Below are 5,875 nucleotides of genomic sequence, written 5' to 3' on the forward strand. Positions count from 1 at the left end.
GGAATTGCAGGTGTGCCAGTTAATGACCCGAAACGGCGTTGCGAATTCGTTGGTCGGGTGTGTAAACCCCGAGATCATGACAACAGGTGTTCCGGCGGACCATGCCAGCCAGGCCAGCCCTGAGCTGTTGCCAATGAAAAAGGCGGCGTGCTTCAGCCAGCGTGCCCGCTCGGCCAGGGAGCGGTCACCCGTCTGGTCTTCCACGCCAAAGGGGATATGGTTCCAGATAATGCCTGTACCGTGCACGGCTTTCTGGTCGATACACACCACCCGGTAGCCCTGCTGTTTCAGCCAGATGATGACACCTGACCAGCCGGTAGGATTGTTCCAGTATTTGCACTGGGAGGACGCCTGCACGGCAATGCAGACATAAGGCTCTTCAATTGGCCGTCCTTCATCGGAGAAGCTGATTTTGGCCGGTTCTTCTTCCGGGCTGACCCCGAGGATATAGCCTGCCGTTTTGTGCAGGCCGACAAACCGGAAGTCAGTTGGTTGCCAGTCACAGGCCGCATCCTCAAAGAACAGGCCGAGGCTGTAGGTGGCATAAAAGGTTTTTGCCAGATCCTGTTCCGTAACCTCTTCATGCGTGACAAAGCGGATATGAGGATAGGCGGCCTCGAATAATGGCCGGATCAGTTTTGAGAGCGCGCAGGTCACGCGTGCGCCGCGCTGCCGGGCAAAGCGCGCGGCGTAGGGCATCCAGGCAAGGGTATCGCCCAGTGTGCCGATGGGGAACTGGATCAGGACATCCTGATCTTTCGCTTCATAAACGTGGGAAAGCACCAGTTCCGTGTGGTTCTGGCCATCAGCAGCCTGGGTTTCTTTCCAGACTTCGAGCCCGAACCGAACAAACCAGCGCTTGCTGGAACGGACAAACGCCCCCTGAAGACCGGCATGCTCAAAGAGCACATTGTTTGTATCAAGGTCTTTCAGGCTTACACGCCAGCTTCCGCCGTCCAGAACAGGCAGGCGCACGCGGCATCCTTCATTGAAATCAAACAGAATACCGTGATCACCAACCTGGGTAGGATCTGAACTCGGTAATGGGTATGGACTCTGACGCGCTCCAACGACTGCAGCAGCAGGTTGCGCTGACACATTTCGGGTATCAGACGTTGTTGCGTGTTGCTCTTCTGGCGGCGCCTGTGTCACCGACACCCCGCACAAGACATTGCTTTCATTTGACCAGGCTCCCCGCACACCGACCTGATCTATTTCCATCGTCTTCAAGATGGCGACCATAATCGTTAATAATTGTTAAATGCCAGACTTAATGAAGCAAGAAGCTCAAGAAAACGCACTCGCACGCAAAGACATTTTGCGTACACACAAATATGACGATTCAGAAAAATTTGTTAAGATTATATTAATAAGTCAACACTACTCTCAGGCTTCATTGTTCATCAGCCCAGAACAATTATAATAAATTTTTAATTTAAATGCTGCTATCAAAGTATTTTTTATATTGTAAAACAATACAATCTCTACAAAATAATTTATTACTATTACTTATAATGTTAATATTACAGACTTTGTGAACTTTTTCATCTATATGCACCTCAGAAATATTTTTGACAATTCCAATTAAAACACTATTAAAAAATTAATTATAATTACTAAGTTTTTAGTTCCCAAAAAAAAATATCCCATGCAGAAAAATATCTAACTAGACCAAATACGTTTGTTTATAAATTAAGAACATTTAGGATTCAGAACTTGCCAGCACCCCAAAAGCCATCGTTAAATCTTTCAGAACGAGAAGTTTTTCTAAACTTTTGCCGTCACGGAAATTTAACCAAAGCTGCTGAAAGTTTGAATATCTACCCATCAACTGTCTCAAGATGTATTAATAATCTTGAGAAAAACCTATCCGTAAAACTTGTAAAAAAAGCTGGGAATAAACTTTCTCTAACAGAATGCGGGAAAAATTATTATAATATCTTAAATTCTCTTCTCGAAGAAATACTTTCTTACGAGAAAGAAATTTCGCAAGATGATTCCTTGGATATTACCCTTATAACGAGCGACTTTTTTCTTGATGCATGGGTTTCAAAATGCATCAGTGAATTTATTGACAAAAGAGATCGAAATAAAATAAGACTCATAAGCAATGGTTATTTGTCAAAAGACAATATAAAAGAGAACACTATTTTTGTTGGCTCGGGTCGACACAATAATGATGCACAACAAATGCTACTTAAGAACATCTCGAAAGCAAAACTTGGATTTTATGCGAGAAAGAATAATAGCTTTGTAACGGAAGATAGAATGTATTCCATACAAGAGTTGACAAAGTTCCCAATCATAAAGATTAGTTCAGAAGACAACAATTACTTAACATCATTGAATGGGAAAATATCTTATGAATTCACAAATACATTTATGATTGTCGATTCAATTTATTTATGCGCTTATCAAGGTATACATTTTGATTGTATTTTCGTTGCCTGTGAAAGTTCGACTGCGGCTCTGATACAAGAAGGTGAAATCTATAAAATAAAAACAAACGAAGAACTTGACCCGATTTATATTGACGTCCTCTTCACAAAAAATCTCAAAAATAAACCTTTAGCACTCGATCTTATCAATAGTATCTACACTGCCGGTGTAGCTCTTTTTCACCCCCAAACACCCCAACTTTCCTCTCCCGATTAAGATGGTTGCCAGTTTCGATGAAAAGAAGAAGCTACATATACTCTATTGTGAGTGATAGACCACAGCATATCATCCCCACAAACTTGGAAGTGGGGATGAATACGAAGCTGCCAATATCCTTTTAATTTACAACCACTTCGAAATAGATGCTGCGTCCATAATAGTCTTTTTCACTAATCTGCTGAAGGTGATCACCCATTGTGTAGGTTCTGTGGGCGCCAACCAGATTATACACTTCGTATTTGAAGCGGATATTATCCGTAATGTCATGCCATGCCCCGAGATCCAAACTGGCAAGCTGACCGTAGCCAGCATTCTGCCAGGGGTTTGATGCCGGGTCTGTCAAATACTTTGGTGTGTACGAAAATGTTGCACGGATCGCACCACGAACCTGCGGGATATGCCAGGTCAAGGAACTATTAAAAATGTAGTTCGGCTGGTCCGGCAACTGATGCAGTTTGTAGGTACCTGCAGAAGACGTATAATTCATGCGTCCACGCATCCAGGTTCCGTTGGCTGAGAGGTCAAAACTCTGCTTCCACGGTCCTTGTATCTTGCGATCAACAATGGAAACTTCCACTCCCATAAGGGAAGATTTGTTAGCATTGAGTGGTTCTGTAACCTGCGTGCGTATCCCATTGAGAATCTGATAATCACTCAGGGTATAAATATCATCCTTAATCATTTTATCGAAATACGCCACGCTGAAAACGCCGTGCCCGCGATCAAAATATTTATCAAGGGACACATCAAAATTCTGCGCACGACGCGGACGAAGATTGGGGTTCCCACGAGACAGGGTGCATTCAGCGCCTTTTTTTGCATCGTCACTGCAATTGATTTTCTGCGCCTGAGCAACATCACTCGGTAACGGCCGCCCGACACTCTCACTCCATGCCGCGTGGAGCAGGAGATTGTGCGGGAACTCATGCACGAATGTCACAGATGGCAACGGGTTCAGATAACCACCATTATTTTTGGTGATCTTGCCTGTTGCAGTGCCCGCATTAATCTGCGGTGTAAAGGCAGAGAAATTGATACCATCAGCCCGCACCCCTGCAATGAGTTGCGAATGCCGCCATTTGTAATGAAGAGAAAGATAGCCATCCAGAAGCTGTTCTTTATAGCGATAAAATGAACTTAAAGTGTCATTCCGGCTCGTTGGAATATCAAGCTTCTGCTTATCCCATGGGAAGGATGTCATATTAATCCATGGAAGTGTGTAGAACGTGCCGGGCGGTTTGAAGTTCGGCGTAAACATGTAGGCACTGGCATCACCACCAGCAATATAATCCTTATAATTCATCTGATCAGTCACATTCAAGGTGCGCCATTCAAACCCTGACGCAAAGCCAAAGCCGTGAGAGTCTGGATTGAGGTTGCGGGTATAATCAAGGCGCACGTTTGTAACACCTTCACGCGCATTATCATCATATTGCTGAAGCTGACTGAAATTGTATTTCATAGACGTCAATTTTCCAAGGTCACTGACATTGGAAAGCGTCGCGAAATTATCATTATACTGATAATCACCGTATAGAGGGTACATACCCTGCTTTTTGGGATAGGCATAGGCTGTCAGGCGCGGCTGATAATTCTGGTATTCCTCCCAAGTATAGCCAACACGCAGCTTGAGCGCTGAGATATTGTCATGCCACCCGATATTGCCCAAAACGCCGTTACTGTTTGTCTGCCATCGGTCCTGCCGCACGTAACTGGCTGACCGATAAATCAGTTCACGACCACTAGTTGGCGTCTGATTCCAGACCTGAGGGTTATCAAGCAGGAGGTAGGTGTGATCCATCGTGGAATTTTCCCACCTCTCATAGGTGTACCCCATGAGAGAGGCGGTAAAGCCTGAATTGACAGGCCGCCACTCTGCCCGTGCGGAACCGCCAAGATTTGTAATGGCGTTTGAATAATTGCCATCTTCAATATCCGCAGGGGCATTCAGACCATTCCAACCCTGTGAACGGTCAGGTACGTTATTGCTCTCACCTCCTACAGGATTCCCTTTATTATCGTAATAATAATTGGTGTCCTGCCATTTTTTATAAGAATTCCGGATACGCTTCTGGTAACGGAAAGACGCAATAATACCGAACTCCTTGTTGCTTCCAAACCTGTCTGCAACGACCGCTTTCACCCCTTGCGCCAGATGGGGAGAAACACCGGGAACCTTATTGACACCGGCAGCACCTTTGTAAGTTGAGTAGACACCATATGCATCGAGATATTTATATAGGCCTTTATAATCAAAGGCGCTTCTTGGTGTCATATCAATAACGGCACCAATCGCGCCACCATCCTGCTCAGCCGTAAACGTCTTGTAAATATTGTCTTGCCCGGTTAATTCACCCGGAATATTCTGCAAGTTTACGCGCCGTGTCCCACCGCCATTATCACCAATCGTGGCAAGGGTGAGGCCATCAAGTGTTGTCTGGTTCAAATCAGGGGAAATACCGCGCACGCTGACATACCGCGGCTGATCGCCATCTTGAATACCGGTCACCCCGGGCAGTTGGACGAGCAGATCAGCCACGGAAGACGCTCCGCCACCAAGGCTCGACAGATCATCATAGGTGATGCTGTCCACCACCCCGGCATAACTGCGCTTGGTCTGGAGGCTGCTTCTCCTGTGCCCCTGCACTGTCAGGTTGGCGTCCGGATCATGGGACTCACCATGTTTCTTCCCGGTGGACGCACGCAGGGTTACAATATTCGGGTTCGAGGCATCAATTTTAAACCCGCTCTCACCAATCAGCGTATGCAACGCCTTGAGCGTGTCCATTTTCCCGTACAGCGGGGCGGAACGCAGCTTGTCGGTCGCTTTCCCATCAAAGGCCATATGCAGGCCGGACTGTTGGCTGAAAGCCATGAGGGCGGATGTCAGCTTTTGCGCGGGAATAGCGAAAGACACCTTCGTTTCTGCTGCTACAGAAGCAGCAGGCACAAGCGTGGCCGCGGCAGAAAGGCATAAAAACAGACGGTGTCGGCTCAGAAGAGACATACTTGCGACCTTGTGTGACAGAGACATCTGCCTTCAATGAGTCTGTTGCCTTGCTTTTCCCGCCGTCTTTTTTTGTGACAGTTCGGAGACAACCTCCTATTCTAGAGCACGTCCACTGAACGATGAATCGTGTGGGGTGACATGGGGCATAGATTGTGATTCACCGTTTCCATTGATGGAGATGGTGATGGCACGAGCATTGAGTGACGA

Annotated in this window: 3 protein-coding genes; 1 reads left to right on the top strand and 2 read right to left on the bottom strand. The window is 46.3% G+C overall.

What is annotated here, in order from left to right; all coding sequences use genetic code 11:
• The coding region (locus GOB82_RS12820) for an autotransporter strand-loop-strand O-heptosyltransferase (RefSeq protein ID WP_338078198.1) at positions 1-1,098 on the bottom strand (1,098 nt) is incomplete at its 3' end.
• 618 nt (positions 1,099-1,716) lie between these two features.
• Between GOB82_RS12820 and GOB82_RS12825 the strand changes: the two genes are divergently transcribed.
• Positions 1,717-2,655, top strand: a complete 939-nt coding sequence (locus GOB82_RS12825) for a LysR family transcriptional regulator (protein ID WP_166123687.1) — start codon at positions 1,717-1,719, stop codon at positions 2,653-2,655.
• A gap of 121 nt (positions 2,656-2,776) precedes the next feature.
• On the opposite strand, the gene GOB82_RS12830 is transcribed toward GOB82_RS12825, so the two are convergent.
• Entirely contained in the window at positions 2,777-5,665 is a 2,889-nt protein-coding gene (locus GOB82_RS12830; RefSeq protein ID WP_166123689.1) for a TonB-dependent receptor, read from the bottom strand.
• Between the last annotated feature and the right edge of the window lie 210 nt (positions 5,666-5,875).

Source organism: Acetobacter farinalis (assembly GCF_011516935.1).
Lineage (GTDB): Bacteria > Pseudomonadota > Alphaproteobacteria > Acetobacterales > Acetobacteraceae > Acetobacter > Acetobacter farinalis.